Annotated in this window: 16 protein-coding genes; 8 read left to right on the top strand and 8 right to left on the bottom strand. The window is 42.2% G+C overall.

The genetic code is table 11. The annotated features are described in order from the left end of the window. Nucleotides 1-3: 3 nt before the first annotated feature. From AK822_RS07040 to AK822_RS07025, 4 genes are all read right to left on the bottom strand, one after another. Nucleotides 4-1266, bottom strand: a complete 1263-nt coding sequence (locus AK822_RS07040) for a hypothetical protein (RefSeq protein WP_060491085.1) — start codon at nucleotides 1264-1266, stop codon at nucleotides 4-6. A 114-nt stretch (nucleotides 1267-1380) separates the two neighbouring features. After that, a complete protein-coding gene (lysS, locus tag AK822_RS07035) occupies nucleotides 1381-2919 on the bottom strand; it encodes a lysine--tRNA ligase (protein ID WP_045447448.1) in 1539 nt (512 codons plus the stop codon). 200 nt (nucleotides 2920-3119) lie between these two features. Next, nucleotides 3120-4211, bottom strand: a complete 1092-nt coding sequence (gene prfA, locus AK822_RS07030) for a peptide chain release factor 1 (protein ID WP_060491084.1) — start codon at nucleotides 4209-4211, stop codon at nucleotides 3120-3122. A gap of 303 nt (nucleotides 4212-4514) precedes the next feature. Further along, nucleotides 4515-5660 carry a beta-ketoacyl-ACP synthase III gene (locus tag AK822_RS07025; protein WP_060491083.1) on the bottom strand — a complete coding sequence of 382 codons (1146 nt, stop codon included), beginning with the start codon at nucleotides 5658-5660 and terminating at the stop codon, nucleotides 4515-4517. A 298-nt stretch (nucleotides 5661-5958) separates the two neighbouring features. Between AK822_RS07025 and pnuC the strand changes: the two genes are divergently transcribed. From pnuC to creD, 4 genes are all read left to right on the top strand, one after another. Then, entirely contained in the window at nucleotides 5959-6720 is a 762-nt protein-coding gene (gene pnuC / locus AK822_RS07020; protein ID WP_060491082.1) for a nicotinamide riboside transporter PnuC, read from the top strand. After that, nucleotides 6671-7252, top strand: a complete 582-nt coding sequence (locus tag AK822_RS07015; RefSeq protein ID WP_060491081.1) for an AAA family ATPase — start codon at nucleotides 6671-6673, stop codon at nucleotides 7250-7252. Before pnuC ends, AK822_RS07015 begins: the two co-directional genes overlap by 50 nt. Before the next feature lie 68 nt (nucleotides 7253-7320). After that, the gene (locus tag AK822_RS07010; RefSeq protein ID WP_045447433.1) at nucleotides 7321-7845 is read left to right on the top strand and encodes a TIGR00645 family protein; all 525 of its coding nucleotides are present in this window, start codon (nucleotides 7321-7323) and stop codon (nucleotides 7843-7845) included. Between the two features lie 145 nt (nucleotides 7846-7990). Then, nucleotides 7991-9583: a cell envelope integrity protein CreD gene (gene creD / locus AK822_RS07005; protein ID WP_060491080.1), complete on the top strand. Its 1593-nt coding sequence runs from the start codon at nucleotides 7991-7993 to the stop codon at nucleotides 9581-9583. Between the two features lie 129 nt (nucleotides 9584-9712). Here creD and AK822_RS07000 read toward each other — a convergent pair whose 3' ends face one another. Next, a complete protein-coding gene (locus AK822_RS07000; RefSeq protein ID WP_060491079.1) occupies nucleotides 9713-10396 on the bottom strand; it encodes a DUF421 domain-containing protein in 684 nt (227 codons plus the stop codon). A 322-nt stretch (nucleotides 10397-10718) separates the two neighbouring features. On the opposite strand from AK822_RS07000, the gene AK822_RS06995 reads away from it, so the two are divergent. Together AK822_RS06995 and AK822_RS06990 are read left to right on the top strand one after the other, a co-directional pair. Then, nucleotides 10719-11639, top strand: coding sequence for a DMT family transporter (locus tag AK822_RS06995; protein ID WP_060491078.1), 921 nt, complete (start codon nucleotides 10719-10721; stop codon nucleotides 11637-11639). 169 nt (nucleotides 11640-11808) lie between these two features. Further along, nucleotides 11809-12180 carry an MliC family protein gene (locus AK822_RS06990; RefSeq protein WP_060491077.1) on the top strand — a complete coding sequence of 124 codons (372 nt, stop codon included), beginning with the start codon at nucleotides 11809-11811 and terminating at the stop codon, nucleotides 12178-12180. A 293-nt stretch (nucleotides 12181-12473) separates the two neighbouring features. On the opposite strand, the gene AK822_RS06985 is transcribed toward AK822_RS06990, so the two are convergent. After that, nucleotides 12474-12887 (bottom strand): organic hydroperoxide resistance protein, encoded by a 414-nt coding sequence (locus AK822_RS06985; RefSeq protein ID WP_060491076.1) that lies wholly within the window; start codon nucleotides 12885-12887, stop codon nucleotides 12474-12476. Between the two features lie 185 nt (nucleotides 12888-13072). Between AK822_RS06985 and AK822_RS06980 the strand changes: the two genes are divergently transcribed. After that, nucleotides 13073-13930: an AraC family transcriptional regulator gene (locus AK822_RS06980; protein WP_060491075.1), complete on the top strand. Its 858-nt coding sequence runs from the start codon at nucleotides 13073-13075 to the stop codon at nucleotides 13928-13930. 278 nt (nucleotides 13931-14208) lie between these two features. After that, nucleotides 14209-14538 carry a hypothetical protein gene (locus tag AK822_RS06975; RefSeq protein ID WP_045447417.1) on the top strand — a complete coding sequence of 110 codons (330 nt, stop codon included), beginning with the start codon at nucleotides 14209-14211 and terminating at the stop codon, nucleotides 14536-14538. Nucleotides 14539-14750: 212 nt separating this feature from the next. Here the strand turns inward: AK822_RS06975 and AK822_RS06970 are convergent, their stop codons facing one another. Both AK822_RS06970 and hrpA read right to left on the bottom strand, forming a co-directional pair. Next, nucleotides 14751-15119, bottom strand: coding sequence for a hypothetical protein (locus AK822_RS06970; RefSeq protein ID WP_060491074.1), 369 nt, complete (start codon nucleotides 15117-15119; stop codon nucleotides 14751-14753). A gap of 175 nt (nucleotides 15120-15294) precedes the next feature. Next, nucleotides 15295-19443, bottom strand: a complete 4149-nt coding sequence (gene hrpA / locus AK822_RS06965) for an ATP-dependent RNA helicase HrpA (protein WP_060492213.1) — start codon at nucleotides 19441-19443, stop codon at nucleotides 15295-15297. Between the last annotated feature and the right edge of the window lie 119 nt (nucleotides 19444-19562).

The raw sequence follows: 19562 nt of genomic DNA, 5'->3' as shown, positions 1-19562 counted from the left end.
AGATTATAACTGCGCTTGAAGTTGTGCTAAACGTTCGTATAAGCGCTGAGTATTGGCGTCAATCACTGAACCTTTTTGATAAAAGGCATCCAAGTACACCTCTGTATTGACGCTATCATCACAAGGTCTAAACTCTACGCCAATCAAAAACAAATCATCCATCACTGGATCCTGCATTTGAGCATTGAGCTCCAATAACAAGTCTTGTTGAGACGTGCGAACCTTATCAGCACTCAGCGAACTATTATCATCTTGCGCATAGAAAACCATTAGATAATGGCGTCCAAACACGTGATAAGAGTGCTCATGACAAACATAACCATTCCAGCGAGAGTCTTGATCCATCGTTTTGTAAGCTAAGATTTTTTCAACCAAACAAGCGTAAGTATACATTGACTCATCGACCAAAATATCGACTGGCTCTTTTGGTAGTGGTTGACCTGCCTCATAATAATTTTTGATCAAACTATTAAACAGCTTGTACCACATCCGAGTATTTTTCTGAATCTCAGCCATGAGTGCTTTGGCAAAGACTGCCTGATCTGGTTCTGTAGCTTTGAGCAAGCGTTGCTCAATCTGATCGATCAACTGATTATCAATCAATTGCTCTTGCACCCTAATCGCTCTTTGATGAAAGTCAGGCGACTGTAAAAACTGGGTAAGTAATGTCGATTCGTTTTGGAATGACTCAAACCCTGTCAGCTGGCTGCGATGAAAGTCTAAAAATGCGGATAAATCGCTTGGCGTAACCAATTGGCTGATGATATCGACAAAGTTTTGATGGCTAAATACCTGTAAAACACTCTGCTCATCATCCAGATCTAAAACACAGTCTTCAGCAAAAAACTGACTACCATATTCATAATCAACCGTATGCGAGGATGCTTGTGGTTTATCATCTTGATGTGTAACAGACAGTGACGTCAAACCAATGAAATAAACATCCTTACCAGCTGCCGAGGTATTACTTTCTGCCATCGACTTATCGTTTTTTAGATAAAGCTGAGCGTGACGCTTGATTAGTTGGTTGACGACTTCTTTTCTCCACTCACGAACTTGAGCGCTGTCTACTTTTTGCCTACTCGCTTGCATCACCACATCATTGACGATCAAATAAATGATAGCGCCAGAAAACTCAAAAACGAAATCATAACCTTGAAACTGCTCAGGATTGGTTGTTTTATCTGCTGGTAACTCATACAAAGATAAGAAACTTTGTTGAATCATCTGTTGCCAAAGTGAGGGTGACGCGTGCTGAGTATCCATGATGTCCCTATAAATGAGGTCTCATAAAGAATCTGGGACCATTCCATTGAAAGCAAAAGAGCTTTCTTATGTTCAGTTTAGTCCCAGCATGGATTTATGGCAAGTAAACCAGTTTTAGCTTTCTAATTTGCGACGCATATGCGGGAACAAAATCACATCACGAATACTGGCAGAATCGGTAAACAACATCACTAAACGGTCAATACCGATACCTTCGCCTGCGGTTGGTGGTAAGCCATAAGACAGCGCTTCGATGTATTCTTCATCAAAATGCATCGCTTCATCATCGCCAGCGTCTTTTTCAGCGACTTGTCCACGGAAGCGTTCTGCCTGATCAGCAGGATCATTAAGCTCGCTAAAGCCGTTTGCCAGTTCACGACCACCGATGAATAGCTCAAAACGATCGGTGATTTCAGGATTGTCATCACTACGGCGTGCCAGTGGTGAAGTTTCCGCTGGATATTCAGTGATGAACGTTGGCTGACGCAATTGGTGTTCAGCGGTTTCTTCAAAGATAATGGTCTGTAGTTTGCCCACACCAAACACCTCTTTCACTTGCTGTTTAAGCGTTGTCGAGGCGTACTCTGCCAAATAATCACGGTCATTGATACGTGCCATATCGAAATTTTCAGCATATTTTGCAATTGCATCAGACATAGACAAACGTATAAATGGCGCTTTTAGACTGATGGCTTCTTCTTGATAAGTAATCTCAGTCGTGCCTAAGATATCCATCGCCAATTCATTAAATAAGCGTTCGGTCAAATCCATCAAGTCATGATAATCAGCATACGCTTGATAAAACTCAATCATGGTAAATTCAGGATTATGGCGAGTTGATACACCTTCGTTACGGAAGCTGCGGTTAATCTCGAACACTCTTTCAAAACCACCAACGACTAAGCGCTTCAAGTAAAGCTCAGGCGCGATACGCAGATATAAAGGCATATCTAGAGCGTTATGATGCGTCACAAATGGACGTGCCACCGCACCACCTGGGATAGGATGCATCATCGGTGTCTCAACTTCCATGAAACGCTCATTTAACATAAACTTGCGAATGCCGCTAATGACTTGACTGCGAATCATAAAGGTATCACGAGTCGTCTCATTGGTCATCAAATCAAGATGACGATTACGATAGCGAGCTTCGACATCAGCTAAACCATGGAACTTGTTTGGCATTGGACGTAACGCTTTAGTCAATAACTGAAACTCTTCGATATGCACATATAAATCGCCCTTGCCTGAGCGACCGATATAGCCTGATACGCCAACAATATCACCCAAATCTAATGATTTAATGGTCGCTAACGTCTCTGGATCCAACTCTTTGCGTGCAACATATAACTGAATGCGACCCGTCATGTCTTGAATAACAATAAAGGCACCACGGTTTAACATGACGCGACCTGCCACGTTGACCTGTGTTTTTTCGCCGTTCGCCGCTTTTTCTTCAATTTCTTGTTTTGAGACGCCGTCAAAGGCAGTTTGCAAATCTTGTGCATAATCAGTACGTTTAAACGTATTTGGATACGGCTGCTTGCCTGAAGCACTGATATCGTCTAGCTTGGCTTGCAGTTGCGCAATCAGCTCGTTAGCGTCTTCTACAACTGGGGTTTGGTCTTGGTTCTGATTATTGTGCTTTGACATAACACTCTCAATATTATTAGATAATTAAATGGAATAAACGAAAACTGCAAAATTAAATCTATACTTATTATCATAGTCGATAGCCGTAAAAAAACAGCTATAAACAAACAGACACTGTCATCTAGACAGTGTCACGCTTTTATGAATTAATGATTCACGACCAGCTATTGAGCCTCTAGTCATTAATATCCTGATGGTTACTAATCACCACCGCCAATACTGGCCATCAAATCAGCCTGATGCTCACGCAACAGTGCATCAAGAATCTCATCCAAGTCGCCTTCCATAATGGCATCAAGCTTGTATAACGTCAGGTTGATACGGTGATCGGTCATGCGACCTTGTGGGAAATTATAAGTGCGAATACGTTCTGAACGATCGCCACTACCGACCAAATCACGGCGTATGGTGTCTGCTGCATCAACTTGCGCCTGTACTTTGACTTGCTGGATCTTTGAAATCAGCATTTTCATCGCTTGCGCACGGTTTTTGTGCTGGCTACGCTCTTGCTGACACTCTACCACGGTACCCGTGGGAATGTGGGTCAAACGTACGGCTGAGTCAGTGGTGTTAACGTGCTGACCACCCGCACCGCTTGAACGGAAGGTATCAAAGCGGATATCGGCTGGATTTAGATCTACTGTATCATCAATCTCAACCTCAGGCATCACCGCCACGGTACAAGCTGAGGTATGCACGCGACCTTGGCTTTCGGTTTCAGGCACACGCTGCACACGGTGTACGCCTGATTCAAACTTTAAGCGACCATACACGCTGTTGCCTGATACGCGAGTGATAATTTCTTTGTAACCGCCATGCTCGCCTTCACTTGCAGACAGTACTTCCACTGTCCAGCCTTGTGTCTGCGCGTATTTTTGGTACATACGGAACAAGTCACCAGAGAAAATCGCGGCTTCATCACCACCTGTACCCGCTCGAATTTCCAAGAAAGCAGGCACTTTATCATTTGGATCTTTTGGTAGCATCATGACATTGAGCGCCTCTTCCATCTCTACGATGGTCTCGCGGGCGTTATCAATCTCATCGATCATCATCTCTTTCATGTCAGGATCTGATGCATCAGCCAGCATAGCCTCTGCATCAGCCTGATCCGTTTCTGCACGCACATAGTTCTGCCATAAAGTGGTGATATCCATCAAGTCGCTGTGCTCGACAGACAATTCACGGAATTTATTATTATCGCTGATGATACTAGGATCTGATAATAAGGCGGTGACCTCTTCATAACGGTCTACCATCTGGTCTAAACGCAGGCGTAAGGATTCTTTCATAAAAGGACTTTTAATTGGATGAGAGGAATAAGACCGTGATTATAGCAAATTTTTCGGGGTAAATTAAAACCTCTAAGCATTCTTGTCGATATTCTAAGCATTCTTCCCGTTATATTCTCAAATAGCGCCTCATTCTTGAATAATATATTGCTTAAATAATGTGATTAAATGCTCATAACAAAAATAACAGACAAAAAAAATAGCTAAGGTTGCTCTTAGCTATTTTTTATTAGGGCGTGTCCTCATTTTGAAAGTGCTGATAAAATTGAGGACACCCTCTAGTCACAGGTCTTACTTTAAAAATTAAACCTTACGCACCAACACTGAACCGATAGAGTAACCCGCACCAAATGAGCAAATCACACCCAAATCGCCTGATGCCAGCTCATCTTTATAGCGATGGAAAACAATCATCGGACTGGCTGAACTGGTGTTAGCAAATTCAGCAATGACACTTGGCACAATCGCTTTATCTGCTTCTTTACCAATCACAGTACGTAGGATTAAATCCAACATATTGGCGTTGGCTTGGTGCAGCCACATCATTTTAACATCAGACGTTGCAATATCGTTCTCTTGCAAATGCTCAGTGATGACCTCTGAAACCTTTGGACAGACTTCACGGAACACTTTTCGACCATTTTGTAAGAATAGCTTGTCGGTGACTGGCTCTTTGATGTCTGGATACATCTCAGTCTGTGCCGCTAAGAATTCTGAGCGATCCATAAAGCCGTATTCGTTTTTGATATTGGTCGAAAACTGGGTAAATAGCTTAGAGTTAAGAATCTCATAACCTTTTGGCGTGTCTAGCTCTTCGACGATAGATGCTGTTGCGACATCACCAAAGATAAAGTGGCTGTCACGGTTACGCCAGTTCAGATGCGCTGAAGTAATCTCAACGTTGACCACAGCGATGCGCTTAGCCAGACCAGAAACGATAGAGCCGTGTGCTTGCGATAGACCAAAAGTCGCGGCGCTACAAGCGACGTTCATATCATAAGCAAAACCGCCAATCATACCGATTGCATTTTGAATCTCGATAGCGACCGCAGGATAAGTACGCTGAAAGTTTGAACAGGCAAGAATGATACCATCTAGGTCATTGGCTTCAAGTCCCGCATCTGCTAGCGCGTCTTTCAAAGCTGCAGTACCCATTTCTGCCATAATAGACAGCTCTTCACCTAAATGACGATAAGGAATCACTGGTGCCATGATTTCAGGATCTAAAATACCATCCTTTTCCATCACATAACGTGATTTGATACCAGATACTTTTTCGATAAAGGCCGCTGAAGAAGGCTCTAGGGCAGTCAAAGTTCCTGCTGCTATCTCGTCAGCATGCTTTGCATTATAATTCTCAACATACTTATTAAATGAATCTACTAGCTCTTCATTACTGATGCTATAAGGCGGAATATACAGGCCAGTGCCTGTGATACAAGTCGTCATGATAAGCTTCCTTGTCTACTACTATAGGGCTTGGGATAAGCATAAAAGTGGAAAAATAACAGTCGTTTGATTTCAGTGAATAACTGTAAACTTAAAATCAGAGCCTTTATTATGCCTGAATATAATTATTTTTCTAATACTTTGTTACAAATAATCTGTTTGTTGCGAAAAATAAGCAAAGTCCTGACTTCATTTTGGAGCAGCTACGTTATAATTGGCGCACTTTGCTAGCGACACGTTCACAGTTCGAACGCATAAAACTGCGAGACATAAAACCCGCTCATATTTGGGAATACTCATGGTAGAAATTTTTAACTGGTTATTTGGACAATACGCTGACTATCCCACTGTCTTTATTGCTCTCGAATTAATTGCTGTCATATTTGGGGTAGCAAGTGTCTTACTCGCCAGCAGAACCAATATTTTGGTATTTCCGATAGGTCTCGTCAGCACCGCTATATTTGTCTATCTATTGTGGAAATGGCAGTTATTTGGCGATATGTTTATCAATGCCTACTATACGGTGATGAGTCTATATGGCTGGATCAATTGGACACAGAGTAAGAAAAACACAGCCATAAAAAAACAGCAAGATTATATCAACCCTACTGGTCAGCAGCAAAATGAGTCGTTAGCAAGCATTAACGCCCAGAACGCTATTCAAGTAGAACATCTCGATAAAAAAGATTTGCCAATACTCGCCTTACTAGCCTCGGCGACTATTGCCTTTGTCGCGTTGGTGTATTACTTCAGACCAGTCATCAATAATAACTTTAGTTTTGATGGCGCGGTATTAGGATTGCATTTATTTACGTGGGTCGATTACACCGATATGTTGACTACCGCGCTGTTTTTGATGGCGATGTGGCTGATGGCGCGGCGCAAAATTGAGCATTGGATACTCTGGATAATCGCCGATGCTATTTCAGTCCCGCTATACTTTTATAAAGGTCTCACTTTTACTGCGCTACAATACGTAGTCTTCACTCTTATCGCAATTTGGGCTTACTATGAATGGCAACGACGTTACCGCTTGCAACCTAAAGCAGCATACGCCTAAATCGGTCATCAATGTCGCTATCCTAGGGGCAGAGAGCACTGGAAAGACCACGCTATGTCGCGACTTGGCAGCACATTTTGGCTGCCCTTGGGTACCAGAATACATGCGCACCTATCTACAAGCGAAATGGGATAAGGAACACCTCACTTGCACTTGGGAGGATTTACTCCCTATTGCACAAGGTCAAATTGAGTTAGAAAATAAGCTCGCCGCACAAGCGGCTCAAAGCGATCACAACCATTATTTATTTTGTGACACCAGTCTGTTTGAGCTAATGGTTTATTCTAATTGGTATTATGGTGATTGCCCTAAAGCGCTCACCAATGCGGCGTTAACGCATCATTACGACTTGATTTTATTAACCGAAGTTGATATTCCGTGGGTCGCCGATGATTTGCGTGATAGCCCACATCAACGTGATGAAATCAGTGCTTATTTTGAAAGTCAGCTGACCCGTCACCAAAAGCCATTTCATCGCATAGGTGGTGATAGAGATGAGCGGGTACAACAAGTGCTCGAATGGCTTTCTTAAATCCATCCTATACCACGTTATCAGTAAATGACCTACAACTTTACCTTTAAGAGCATTAAGAGATGTCCATGCTAAAAAACATTGAACGATACCTAGAAAAAACCATCTTTAACAGCCGCTGGATATTAGCGCCTTTTTATTTAGGGCTGGTCTTAGGGATTATTTTATTATTTATAAAATTCATTCAAAAAACAGTCATGATGTTCAATACTGTATTTAGCGCTTCTGTATCAGATGTCATTGTTAATATATTAGTGTTGGTCGACCTCTCTTTAGTAGCCAGTTTATTATTAATTATTATATTTAGTGGCTATGAAATATTTGTCTCAAAAATTGACACTGGTGATCACGTTGATCGACCTAGTTGGATGGGCAAAGTAGATTTTTCTGGTCTAAAACTAAAAGTCATCGGTGCCATTGTCGCTATTTCTGCGATTGATCTGTTAAAATCGTTTATGGATATTCCTAATGAATTGAGTGAGGGTGAAGCGGACAAACTCATGTGGAAAGTCATCATTCATATGACTTTTGTGTTGTCTGGCTTATTGTTTGCTATTATGGATAAAGTAGTTGGTGATACTAAAAAACACTGATGTCAGAAAACACTAAGGCTTATTTTTCCACACACTCTCCATCGTTCTTACATATTTTTTCTTCATCTCTCCTCTATGATCTTCTTTGAACCTACTGACTGTTATATGCACAGTTTTGGACTAAAGATTCATATGAGGAGCTTTCATGCAAAAAACACTATTGACTAAATTGTCCATCATCGCCGGGCTTTGTATTATTTTTGCCATCGGTCTCGGTATGATTGGCTCAGTGATCTACGAACGACAAAATTATGCCGCGTCGGTGGTTAAAGAAATTGCCCAGCAGCACGTCAATCCGCAAGAAGTCATCACCCCATTTATCATCATTCCTACCACAGTTACACCTGAATGTCAGATTACAGCACCTGAAACAACCAGTAAGTGTGCACCATCTTACTCAAAAAATGAAATTGTCTTTGCCAGTCAGACCCAAGCCATACAAGACCTTGAAGTCAGCACTGATACCTACAAACGTGGCATCTATCATGCGACCAGTTATGATGGTGCGTTGACATTTGACCAACGCTATACATTTGATCAAGCCATCAGCAGCTTATATGATACTACGAGCAAAACTAGTGACGCACAAGGTTCTGTCAGTACACCCGCCAATAAAAATAACACCCAGCCCGAAAAAACCATTATCCACTGGAATGCAGCAAAATTGATTATTCCAGTATCAGATCTGCGCGGCGTGGCGACGCTACCAACGGTGACCATTGATAAAAAACCGATAAAAGCGACCTACCCTCAGACAGCGCTGCTGAAAAATCTGACCTATGTAGAAGTAGCTATTCCGCAAGATATATTACAGCATTCAGTAAAAAATATAACGAGCCAGCAGAATGGCAATAACATCCTAGCTACGAACGGTGCTAGCGAGTCACTAACCAGTACAGAAATCATCATTGATTTACCGTTAGCTGGTATTAGCAATGTAAACACTGTACCGACTGGACAAAACTTTAACTTAACGATGCGCAGTAATTGGCATGCGCCAAACTTTATTGGTAAGGCGCTCCCCAATGCCAAGAAACTTACCGCTAAAGGTTTTGAAGCCAGTTGGCAAAATCAGTATTTAACAATAGCCAACAATCAAGATTTGTCACAGTGTGTCAGCATCGCTAACAACCGATGTGTCGTCACCAGTCAAGCCACTCTTGATAACAACAGCCAGTCAATGGTTTCTGATGATTCGCTTATAGCAATGGAGGGCGCTGCTACAGCAGAAGCTACTGCCATACCTGATAGCTATCGAAACGTGCGCCTGAACAGCTTTGGTGTGAGTTTTGCTGAGCCTAATGATGTGTATTTACAAACTGAACGAACGATGAAATATGCCTTATTATTAATCTTAGTATCATTCGGCACTTTCTTCTTATTTGAAGTGATTAAATCCAACCGTATTCACCCTATTCAATATCTGTTGGTCGGTTGCGCGCTGTTTGTGTTTTATGTCTTACTATTACCACTTGCTGAGCAAATTGTCTTTTGGAAAGCGTATGCCATTGCTGCCAGCGCCTGTGTTGGACTCATTGGTTGGTATACTTATTATGTACTGGGCGGCGTCAAGCGAGCGGCGATTTTTACTGCCACATTGGCAGGATTGTATGCGGCGTTTTTCGGTATATTAACCACCGAAGATATGAATTTATTGCTTGGTGCTGTCTTCTGTTTTGTGCTACTCGCTTGCGTGATGGTCATGACCCGTAAAATTGATTGGTATAAAATTGCCTAACTCAGTTAGGGTATGTTAAAAACGTTCAGTCTAGGGCTGTCTTACGTTGGTATAAATGGCTAAAACTGCCAACATAAGACCGCTCGATCTACTCATAGATAATTCATATAGCTATCATCTCATTTATTATCATCTAATGATCTCGCTATTCAAGGCCTTCGCCCAGTCTCGACATCCATTCTCACAGCGTTCACAGAGCTGATTTGGGTCAGATATATAATCGACATAGCCGCAGTGCATACATGCGTAATATGTTTCTGACTCTATCTCTTCGACAGGTTGATACTGCTTAGGGAAAAGCGGCATACCATAGCCAGTGTTTTCAGGCGGATATAACAATATGCTAAAATTACCGTCTGTCTCTAGCAAGCCTGTACGCACTTGACCCAAATGCTCAACCCCTTGTTGGCGCATTTCAGTAAAAAACTCATCATGAGACATTTTACCCTTTTTAATCTTATCGAGTACCAGCATTCCGTCTTCTACAATATAGAGCGACTTCCCTTCTAACAGATCTTCAAAAGGTTGGAATTCCATCATGATCCACGTGCATAATCGATAAAGCACGATAACGATGCTCATGACCAGTACTGCCTGAATAATCGGCAAATCCTCGTTAAACATAGGGTCACCTGCGATAGAGCCCAATGATAAAATAATGGTCAACTCAAAGATTGACAGCTGACGGACGCCGCGTTTGCCCGTCAAACGCAAAAACGAGATAATCAGCACAAACATGACGCTGACACGCACCAATATCTCAAGCGCAAATGCCCAAGTGGTGTCATGAATAAAAATACTTGCCCAATCCATATTACTTTTTCCTATCTATTGTTTTTATTTGATTTATGACGATTAACTTCAGCAATCGTTCTGAGTATGCGCTTGATCCACATCACACCACTTTTGTAGTCGGCCTTTATTGTTAATTCAACTATCATCAGTCCAATTTAAAAAACACTTTCGCCTGCGAGTGCAATAAAATATGCTCTGTTGTAAGACACTTTCCAACTAGCAACTAATTTTTGTCACTTTTGCCATTATTTTTGCTGGTAAAACAGTGTTAACAACATCCCTAAAAGTCGAATTTGCCTATTTTATTAAAAAACCAGCTTCTTTATTGTAGGAATTATTTTTGAAAGCCACCTTGTACACTGTTATTGCATTAATCGCCTTTGCTGCAAACTCTCTCTTTTGCCGGATGGCGTTAGCAGAGGGTCATATAGATGCTTGGAGCTTTACCATTTTGCGCCTGCTGAGCGCTGCTGTCTGCCTAGGTATTATCATGACCATTCATGCTTATCGGTTACGACAGCACGCGCGAGAGTCTGACAGTATTGCTCACGCTGCTATTTTAAACGATAAAGGTAGCTGGTTAAGTAGCGTGAGCTTAGTGATTTATGCGCTATGCTTTTCGATTGCTTATGTAGAGTTGGATACTGGTACAGGAGCGCTGATTCTATTTTCAGCGGTTCAGCTGACGATGATTGGTTGGGGCATCTATAAAAAAGAGCAATTGAGCGGCTTACAATGGCTGGCATTTATCGTAGCGGTAGCAGGGTTTGTCTATTTGATGCTACCGTCAGCAGCGGTGCCTTCGTTACTAGCGGCGGTGCTTATGGCAATCAGTGGTGCCGCTTGGGGCATATATAGCATACGCGGCAAATCATGCGTGTCGCCGCTGCGAGCCACAGGTTTTAATTTCATTCGGAGTCTGATAGCAGCGCCCATACTGTTAATGATAAGCATGACTTATCTAGACAATATAGGCTTGGAAAACATCAATTTAGGTGACATTACTATCAAGGGAGTACTTTTGGCCTGTGCATCAGGAGCGATCGCATCTGGTATAGGCTATAGCATCTGGTATATGGCCATGCCTTTGTTAAAAAACACCCAAGCAGCAGTTGTACAATTGTGTGTCCCTATACTCGCTGCGATATTAGGCGTGGTGTTTTTATCTGAGCAATTGACCATGCCATTCATTATAGCAAGCTCGGTTATCTTGGGTGCAGTATTGGTATTTATTTTAAATAGAGAAAAAGCCCCTACGTGAAATATCCTCATTCGTTATTTAAAACTAATAGGCTAATAGAGGCTTAGTGATAAAAAAGACAGATAAGATTACTACCATAGCTCTCAAAAACAACATGAAGTTACATTCTCTACGGTATCATGTTGCTTGAAGTAACAACCTACTTTTACCGATACTTTTGAGGCATATTATGAAAAAATTATTAGCCGTAGCACCTTTTGCTCTATTATTGTCTGCCTGCGCCACTAATGCACCAATTACTACGACCCCAGAGACCAATACTCAGCCAGTCGTCCAATCATTCACTTGTGAAGACAACGGTCAACTCACTGCTGCCTACACTGCTAACGGTCAGACTGCTAACCTAAACGTGACCTTGCCTAAAGTTGGCTTAACCAATGCAAAAATCACCATGGAGCAAGCGGTATCAGGTTCTGGCGCTCGTTATGTCAATAATGTTAACCCTAAAACCACTTACGATTGGCACACCAAAGCGGATTACGGCATCATGACCATCACATCAGACAATGGTCAACAATACCAAGTGAACTGCCAACTATAATAACCCTAGAAACAAGCGTAAATAATACGTGGTGGTTATTTGAATAAAACCTATGTTTTTATTCGAATCTATTGAAAACGAAAGAGCCAGTAGTCAAACTACTGGCTCTTTTTTGTGCTTAACTTTTTATGCTTGATAATTTAATCTTAATGATCAACGTTGAATCACTCAATAAAAAACTGCCTGAATACTTTATGTACCCAAGCAGTTGAAAGTCATATCGTTTTTATATTTGTTTATAGTTATTAGAGCAGCTGTTGAATCAGTCGTTAGGTATTAACTACTGCTGACCGTTAAACCACGGTCACATGCAAACGTACATCGACATTACCGCGAGTAGCATTAGAGTATGGGCAAACTTGGTGAGCTGTTTCGACCAGTATTTGCGCTTGAGCCTCATCAATGCCCGACATTTCAACATACAAATCTATATCTAGGTTATAGCTACTATCGGCTTTCATACCAATACCCACTTGGGTCGAGGTTTTTGAGGCAGTGATTGGCAGTTTCATTTGCTGGGCGGTCAGATTTAAAGCACTATCAAAACAAGCCGCATAACCCATTGCAAAAAGCTGCTCTGGATTGACACCTTCCTTGTCTGTTTCTTGAAAAGAGACCAGATCAAAACCTAGCGAACCATCGTCAAGACCTGTATGACCAGAACGACCACCCATTGCCGTTGCTCGCGTTTTATAGAAAATCTTCATCATATACTCCTTATGGATTGGCGTGTTATTGGTATTGTGCAAAACGCTGCAAATCAATCTTGCTGTGTTTTGATGCCATCATTATAGAAGTGAGCAGGCTAATCTGGTAGAGCATTACTCCAGAATTCTTGCCTAATACTATAAATATTTATATCATTAGGCAAATTATAAAGTAAGCATAAATCATGAAAACAAAAACGGTAGAGCAGCTACTTAGTATATTACCCAAAAACCAAACCATCGAATCAGACATTTCAGGCTTGTTTTTTTATTGTGCCGACAGACCAAGAAAGACTATCAGCTATATCCAAGAACCTAGCATATGTATCGTCTTACAAGGCACGCGTGAAATTTACTTAGGTACAGATTGCCAGAAATTTGATGACAGTAGTCTGATGTTCTGCCCTGTCAATATTCCTATAAGCATGCATATCAAACACGCCACTGTAGAGAAGCCTGTCATCGTATTGTCTATGAAATTAAATCTGGCGCTCATTCGTGAGGTCATGGCACAAATACCACCTCAGAAAAATGCCGATTATGAGCATCAAGGGATAAAATGGCCGTTAGAAGACACCATATTAACCGCATTCGAGCGGCTGATAGACTTGCTTAATTATCCAAGTGACATAGAGTTTTTATCACCTTTAATTCAGCAAGAGATTTATTATCGGCTACTCTCAGCACAGCAAGGTCATAAGCTTCGGCAACTGGTGGTCAACGGCAGTCACACCCACCGTATTGCCCAAGCTACCGATTGGCTAAAAGCGCATTTAGAAGAGCCCGTCATCATAGAAGATTTGGCCAGTCGATGCGGTATGAGTGTGTCGGGATTTCATCAACATTTTAAAGAAATCACTCAACTAAGCCCGCTTCAATATCAAAAAAGCCTACGATTGATGAAAGCGCGGCAGCTGATTCAACTCGGCGAGGCACAAGTATCGCAAATCGCCATGCAAGTAGGCTATGAAAGTCCCAGCCAATTTAGCCGTGAATATAAGCGGCTATTTGGAGTAAGCCCAAGCAGTGAGTTAAATATCTAGAATGAGGCGCCTACTATAATGGTTTCTGACTAGGGCAATTCCTCTGCGCCTTGACAGCTTCATAATTAACTGCGTACACAATGTAATTATCTGTTTAGCAGATGCCTACACCCTCCCTCTTTCCAGCCGAACAAACGACGAAATATCTTACTCAAGAAAAAAACAGTTGACTTGATCTATATATTCATATTATAACATATATAATATATTCATAATTTTGCAACTATTATAATAATTTTTCTACGTGTGATCGTCAGAATACTTCGGGAGGCACTAACATGATTCGTTTAAGCTATACTCTCAAATGCTGGGCATTGGGTGTCACTTATTTTTTGGTGTTTTATTTTATGGTGGTCATGAGCGACCCTGGTTTTAGCAAGTATATTTATATGCTGGCACTAAGCACCTTGTTATTCCCCGTAGCTAAGCGTTCAGTCGATGTTATGACGGACTTTTTTACACCAAACACGGTATTATTTAATGGATTATTGCCCTCATTATTGATCAACGTGGTGATTTGGATACTCACGCCATTTATTGTAGCACTGACCGTTATAGCATTCGTGCTTTATAGTATGGGTGTGCTGACAGAAAAGATCAGCCACTAATTTTACTCAGATGCTAAATTTTAGAGCAAAGGTTCCATGACGCTACCTTTGCTTTTTTGTTTCATAAAAAATTTATCCGTCGCAAAAAAACAATGATACTTAAACAAAAGGCTGGGTTAGCAATTGCTAACCCAGCCTTTTTGTCGATGGTGAGTGAAGGTTGGTTACTTAAAATCAGTAGGGTATCCATTCGATAACCTACGCTATCAAAGCTACGCGCAAATCTCACGAATAGTTATTTGATTTTGATATTTGCCTAGAGGCCCATATTGACCGATGGGGCTAATGTTACCAATGACGCAAGTTTCGAAATATTTGTAATAGCCTTTTTGATTGAGACTTTTTGAATCTTTAATTAATAATTGCTTTGGGTCTGACACATAGTAAATAATGTTATCAGAAACGAACTCATGAATCTCAAAGCTTCTTTTAAAACTGCCGCGTAACTGCACTTCTTTTTCTACGCTTGTTGGCGCAAATACCTTCAAATTTTTATTATTACTGGCTTGTGTTTGATCACAGCCCGTACTCATAAATATAGTTGATGCAAATCCTAATATTATCAATCTACCTTTAATCATTATTTTTTATCCTGCTCAAAAACCTACATCAATATATTAAGTAACGACCAAAAAACTCTGGTATAAAAAATAATAGCTCTTTCATTTAATCAAATATTATCGACTAAATCAAAGAGCTATACAAGACAATTGTCATATTTTGTCAATTATCAAGTTTTAAAAATCTAACGCTATCCTAACTCATTTTATCCCACATCTTGCTTAGGCGCTTCGGTGACACTGCCATGCGGGTTTTCATCGGTTGCGCGAATAGCTGAATACGATACTCCTCGACCATCCAGCGGTACTCACTAATGGCTTTATCATTGGCACGATTTGCCAACCGCTCCATATGTACATCAAGCGCGTATACCCCTTCGAGATCGGATTCGAGATTGTGCTCAAGCCGTTCGATACGAATTTCAAGCGCCTCTAGATAGCGCGGATACTGCTGCCAATGGCTATAATCCATACGATAAACAAAATCAGCCAAGTGCAAATCTTCTAACTGGTCTTCGATATCTTCGATAGACTCACCAAATACCTCTCGATCGAGCATGAGTAAGCTTTGGCGAATACGCTGCCAGCGAGTATATACATTTTTAAGGATTTTTATAACGTTTTGCCCCGTCAATAGAAAGTTACCCGACACCACTTCCAAGGTTTTCTCGTACTCTTCTGGTGTAAAGGGCAATTCTTCAGCAAGCGCTACGGCAGTATCATCAGCACTTTCAGGCAAATCAGCACTGTGATCAAATAACACATAATGCTCTTCAAGCGACGCGTCCAATGCCGCGTCGATGACGATGGTTTTTAGCTTCTCCATATCACCAAGTGGCGCGAATGCCAATTTAAATATCTTATCAATTTGGCTGGTCAGCTGTTTTTTCTTCGCACCAAGCTTACCTTTTATCAAGGTCAAAACTCCGATACGGTGTGCCTGTAACGCTGCATTGACATCGGTATATTGGTGAATCGATACCGCTTCACCTGACGCATCTGCTACGAGCGCAGCAAACTGTTTCATCACCACCCCTGCACTATGATGATTTTTGCTAAAGGCAAAATGCTCAGGGAATTCAGTATGCGTACCTTGCTGCTCATTCACCGCTTGGCGGGTCTCTTGAGCATGACGAATCTGTAGGGTTTGCAGGTCGCGACCCTTTTCGATAATTCGGTTTTTGTCATCGACCACACAGATTTGTGGCTGTAAATAGCGATCAATGCTCGAGGGATTAAAGCTATCAGGCGTCACTGACATAACGCCGCGACGATTGAGCGCTTGGCAAAGCTGCTTAAGCAATCCTTGTCCACCAGCAGGTTGCAGTTCATCAAACAAGCTATCGGCTGTATCAGGAATCGGTACAATTTGACGGCGGATATCCTTTGGTAGTGACTTAAGCAATTGCAATACTAGCTCATAACGCCAACCGGGTACGCCCCACAATAGTTCGATCGCATCAAGCTGCGGTAGCGCGGCAAGTGGCACACGAATGGTCACGCCATCATCATCGCTGGACGGATCAAAGACATAACGTAGCGGTAGTTTTAGATCACCCAATTTCCACACTTCTGGGAAATCGCCTGTGGTCGGTGCTTGGCTATTAAGCACGTCATCATCGGTAAAGAATAGATAGTTAGCATCAGTTTTTTCGACCTCGGCACGCCAATCTTCAAAGGCTTTGCGGCTGGCAATATGCTCAGGTATTTTTTTATCATAAAACTGATACAGTGCTTCTTCGTCAACCAACAGATCACGGCGGCGTAACTTATCTTCAATACGTTCAATATCAGCAATTTTATCCATATTATGCTGTAAAAATGGCGCTTGACGCCCCAAATTACCAGTCACCAGACCATCACGAATGAAGATTTCTCGTGACTCAACTAAGTTCACTTGCTCATAATTGGTCAGCTGCTTACTGATAATTATGAGACCAAACAGACTAATCTGCGCGTAAGCTTTAACGCGTCCAGTCTTCTTCGACCAATGCGGCTCAAAGTAGTGATACTTTAATAAGTTACCGGCGGCTGAGATAATCCATTCTGGTTCAATTTTGGCAACGGTGCGCATAAAGACTTGTGAGGTTTCGACCACTTCAAAAGCCATGACCCAAGGCGGTACTTGTTTAAATACTGTACTGGCTGGGAATATTTTAGCTTTTTGCTGGCGCGCTGCTAAGTATTCACCGCGATTCTCAGTTTTGTGCGCAATCGTAGACAATAGACCTGTCAATAATGCGCGGTGTAAATTGGCATATTTAACCGCTTTAAGTTCTTCATCTTCGATCGCGGTAGGGTCGCTGGTCATGTTTTCTAACGAAGCATTTTTATCGGTTCCTTTATCGGAAGCTTTTGCCTCTTTAACATCCGTCAGCTTAAGGTCTGTGACCATTTGTACTAACTGACGATGGGTTTGATTCCACTCACGTACACGCGGGAAGCTCAGATAGTTTTTCTTGGTAAAATTCTTACGCTGATTGCCAGACAGCTTATTGCCGTCTTCGTCTTTTTCAAATAGTGCTTTCCACAGACTCAAATAGAATAAAAAGTCAGAATCATCTTGACGAAATTCCGCATGCTTTTGATCGGCTTGCTGACGTTTATTGGCAGGACGCTCGCGTGGATCCTGTACGGCAAGCGCGGCGACAACGATAAGCATTTCACGGATACAATCAAAATCACTACCTGCGACCAACATACGTGCCAGTCTTGGATCGATTGGCATACGCGCCATTTTTTGCCCAGTGGGCGTCAGGCTTAAATGGTCGAGACCTTTTTTTGGTTTTGGCTTATTGTTTTGATGAGCAGCAGTTACTTCATTTTTAGAGGTAATCGCGCCTAACTCATCAAGCAATTTATGACCATCCGTAACCAAGCGACTGTCAGGCGGCTCAATAAAGGCAAAATCATCAACGCTACCTAAACGAAGATTGGCCATCTGTAAAATAACCGAGGCTAAGTTAGTCCGTAAAATCTCAGGCTCCGTAAACTCAGGACGACCAGTAAAGTCCTCCTCAGAATAAAGACGAATACAAACACCCGGTGCAACACGACCACAGCGACCTTTACGCTGATTGGCAGCCGCTTGCGAGATGGCTTCAATCGGTAGACGCTGAACGCGCGAGCGATACGAATAGCGCGATATCCGCGCAAAGCCCAAATCAATGACATAGCGAATACCCGGTACGGTCAGCGCAGTCTCGGCAACGTTGGTCGCGATAACGATACGCCGACCACGACCTGAGGGCTGAAAGATACGCTGCTGCTCTTCATAAGTCTGCCGTGCAAATAGTGGCAGCACTTCTGTATGCTTTGGCCCATGACGCTCAAGCACCTCTTGTAGCTCACGAATCTCCGCTTCTGTGGCGGCAAATATCAAGATGTCTGCTTGGTCAGCATGACCTTTATTCTGTGCATCGCTAAAGCATTCTTCGACGGCGGCTACGACCGCACGTGGCAGATTTTCTTCAAAGTCATCGTAGCTGTCATCATCTGAGCTGTTCACTGGCTCATCAGTGAGGGGACGGTAACGAACTTCCACTGGAAAACTACGACCTTCGACATTGAAAATAGGCGCAGGTACGTTGCGTTTTAGCTTATTATTATAGCGGCTAAAGTATTCACTAAAGCGTTTGGTATCAAGTGTTGCTGAGGTAATAATCACTTTTAAATCAGGACGTTTGGGCAGTAGCTTTTTCAGATAACCCATAATAAAATCAATGTTCAAGCTACGCTCATGCGCTTCATCAATAATGATGGTATCGTATTTACTCAAGAATCTATCGTGACCCAATTCAGCCAGCAAGATACCATCGGTCATCAGCTTAACAACAGATTGCGCCGTACCCTGCTCATTAAAGCGAATCTTGAAGCTGACAGTATTACCGAGCTGCTCGCCCAGTTCTTCAGCGATACGGTTTGCCACACTGCGCGCGGCCAATCGTCGAGGCTGGGTATGCCCTATCTGCCCAGTGATACCGCGACCTGCCAGCATTGCCAGCTTGGGCAATTGCGTCGTCTTACCAGAACCCGTTTCCCCCGCAACAATAATGACTTGGTGATCAATAATTGCTTGTACTAAATCTTCTGCACGTTGACTCACGGGCAAATCAAGATTCAGTTTTTCTGCCAGTTTTTCTGGAATACTATCCATACGTGCCTGCACCGCTTGCTGTGAGCGGGTCTTGATTTTTTCATACTGCGCACGTTTTTTAGTTAGCCCATCATCCGCTTTATCCTCAGAAACTTTTTTATTTTTAGCCACGGCAGCCCTTGCCAGTTCACGCTCAAGACGACTTAAATAATAACTGTCTTTAGCGAGTACTGGTAAATCAACAACCATATCAGGTTGTGAAGACGCTTCATTACTGTTTGCCGTAATATTCAAATTATCGTCACTTGGGTTTGCTAATTTACTTAATTCATCGAATCCAAGCTCATTGTTGTTGTTTCCAGTCGGCA

Source organism: Psychrobacter sp. P11F6 (assembly GCF_001435295.1).
Classification (GTDB): Bacteria; Pseudomonadota; Gammaproteobacteria; order Pseudomonadales; family Moraxellaceae; genus Psychrobacter.
Note: the sequence above shows the minus strand (reverse complement) of the source record. Positions and strands in the feature narration are given on the sequence as shown.

Bases quoted from the DNA above. Each gene is read 5' to 3' on its own strand.
- AK822_RS07040 (WP_060491085.1), bottom strand. From the start codon at position 1,266: ATGGATACTCAGCACGCGTCACCCTCACTTTGGCAACAGATGATTCAA.
- lysS (WP_045447448.1), bottom strand. From the start codon at position 2,919: ATGTCAAAGCACAATAATCAGAACCAAGACCAAACCCCAGTTGTAGAA.
- prfA (WP_060491084.1), bottom strand. From the start codon at position 4,211: ATGAAAGAATCCTTACGCCTGCGTTTAGACCAGATGGTAGACCGTTAT.
- AK822_RS07025 (WP_060491083.1), bottom strand. From the start codon at position 5,660: ATGACGACTTGTATCACAGGCACTGGCCTGTATATTCCGCCTTATAGC.
- pnuC (WP_060491082.1), top strand. From the start codon at position 5,959: ATGGTAGAAATTTTTAACTGGTTATTTGGACAATACGCTGACTATCCC.
- AK822_RS07015 (WP_060491081.1), top strand. From the start codon at position 6,671: ATGAATGGCAACGACGTTACCGCTTGCAACCTAAAGCAGCATACGCCT.
- AK822_RS07010 (WP_045447433.1), top strand. From the start codon at position 7,321: ATGCTAAAAAACATTGAACGATACCTAGAAAAAACCATCTTTAACAGC.
- creD (WP_060491080.1), top strand. From the start codon at position 7,991: ATGCAAAAAACACTATTGACTAAATTGTCCATCATCGCCGGGCTTTGT.
- AK822_RS07000 (WP_060491079.1), bottom strand. From the start codon at position 10,396: ATGGATTGGGCAAGTATTTTTATTCATGACACCACTTGGGCATTTGCG.
- AK822_RS06990 (WP_060491077.1), top strand. From the start codon at position 11,809: ATGAAAAAATTATTAGCCGTAGCACCTTTTGCTCTATTATTGTCTGCC.
- AK822_RS06985 (WP_060491076.1), bottom strand. From the start codon at position 12,887: ATGAAGATTTTCTATAAAACGCGAGCAACGGCAATGGGTGGTCGTTCT.
- AK822_RS06980 (WP_060491075.1), top strand. From the start codon at position 13,073: ATGAAAACAAAAACGGTAGAGCAGCTACTTAGTATATTACCCAAAAAC.
- AK822_RS06975 (WP_045447417.1), top strand. From the start codon at position 14,209: ATGATTCGTTTAAGCTATACTCTCAAATGCTGGGCATTGGGTGTCACT.
- AK822_RS06970 (WP_060491074.1), bottom strand. From the start codon at position 15,119: ATGATTAAAGGTAGATTGATAATATTAGGATTTGCATCAACTATATTT.
- hrpA (WP_060492213.1), bottom strand. From the start codon at position 19,443: ATGGTTGTTGATTTACCAGTACTCGCTAAAGACAGTTATTATTTAAGT.